Source organism: Mesorhizobium sp. M2A.F.Ca.ET.042.01.1.1, assembly GCF_003997405.1.
Classification (GTDB): Bacteria; Pseudomonadota; Alphaproteobacteria; order Rhizobiales; family Rhizobiaceae; genus Mesorhizobium.
This window is the reverse complement of sequence record NZ_RZRX01000572.1, coordinates 1-1,193: the sequence shown is the minus strand read 5'-3', so window position 1 is coordinate 1,193 and position 1,193 is coordinate 1. Positions and strand designations below refer to the sequence as shown.

The window sequence follows — 1,193 nt, the reverse complement described above, 5'->3', positions numbered from 1 at the left end:
CTTGCAGCGCTTGGCCTCGCGGCAGTCGCCGCGGCTGTCTTCTGGCAGAGCCCGGCCCGCTCGGCCGAGGACGCGGTGGTGATCCCGCCGCCGGCAATGGACGAGAAGGCGGCGAGCGGCACCGAGAAGGCGATCTTCGCCGGCGGCTGCTTCTGGGGCGTGCAGGGCGTGTTCCAGCACGTCAAGGGCGTCAGCAAGGCGGTATCCGGCTATACAGGCGGCAGCGCCGAGAACGCCGTCTATGAGGTGGTCGGCACCGGCCGCACGGGCCATGCCGAATCCGTCGAGATCACCTACGACCCGTCGAAGATCACCTATGGCCAGCTGCTGCAGGTCTATTTCTCGGTCGCGCACAACCCGACGCAGCTCAACTATCAGGGGCCGGATTCCGGCACGCAGTACCGCTCGACGATCTTCGCCGAGAATCCCGAGCAGAAGAAGGTCGCCGAGAGCTACATCGCCCAGCTCGACAAGGCCAAGGTGTTCCCGAAGCCGATCGTCACCACGCTGGAAACCGGCAAGACCTTCTATCCGGCCGAGGATTACCATCAGGACTTCCTGACGCTGAACCCGACCTACCCCTATATCGTCTACAACGACCTGCCGAAGATCGAGAATCTGAAGGCGCTGTTCCCGCAGCTTTACAGCGAGAAGCCGGTGCTCGTGCTGGCCTCCAGCAAGAGCTGAGAGACCGTTTGGAAATTCTACTCCGGCGGCCATCTGGCGGCGTTTTCTGCGCTTCCGGTGCTCACGGACCTGATGTCCGCTCCGCTCCGGTTCTCGAAACCACCACCATATGACTCGCCGGAGCGAATTTCGAAACGGTCTCCGGGCGGGCCGGTTTCCGACGCAGGGGTATTTGCGTGGCGGATGCCTTGGCGATCGGCCGAAGCCTACGTGAGGTCGTCATCCACGGGCGGAGCAAGGAGCGAAGCGACGCGCGCAGACCCGAGGATCCATGCCGTGACTTCGACGCGCCGCAACGGTGCAGAATTCTGCGCCGTTTGCATCTTTCGGCCAACGTAACGGCATGGATTCCAGGGTCTGCGCGCGTCGCTGCGCTCCTTGCTCCGCCCTAGAATGATGGGTGGACGGCCCCTTGCGGCATCGAATGTGCCAAACTGGGCTGTGATCAACCCCAGAGGAGGAGACCGTCCGTCATGCAAGCTATCAGATTTGGAATCGATTTGGCC

Annotated in this window: 1 protein-coding gene; it reads left to right on the top strand. The window is 63.0% G+C overall.

From position 1 onward, the window contains the following. Nucleotides 1-687 (top strand): peptide-methionine (S)-S-oxide reductase MsrA (msrA, locus tag EOA23_RS34910; RefSeq protein WP_245474455.1); only part of this gene is annotated, 687 nt, incomplete at its 5' end. Between the last annotated feature and the right edge of the window lie 506 nt (nucleotides 688-1,193).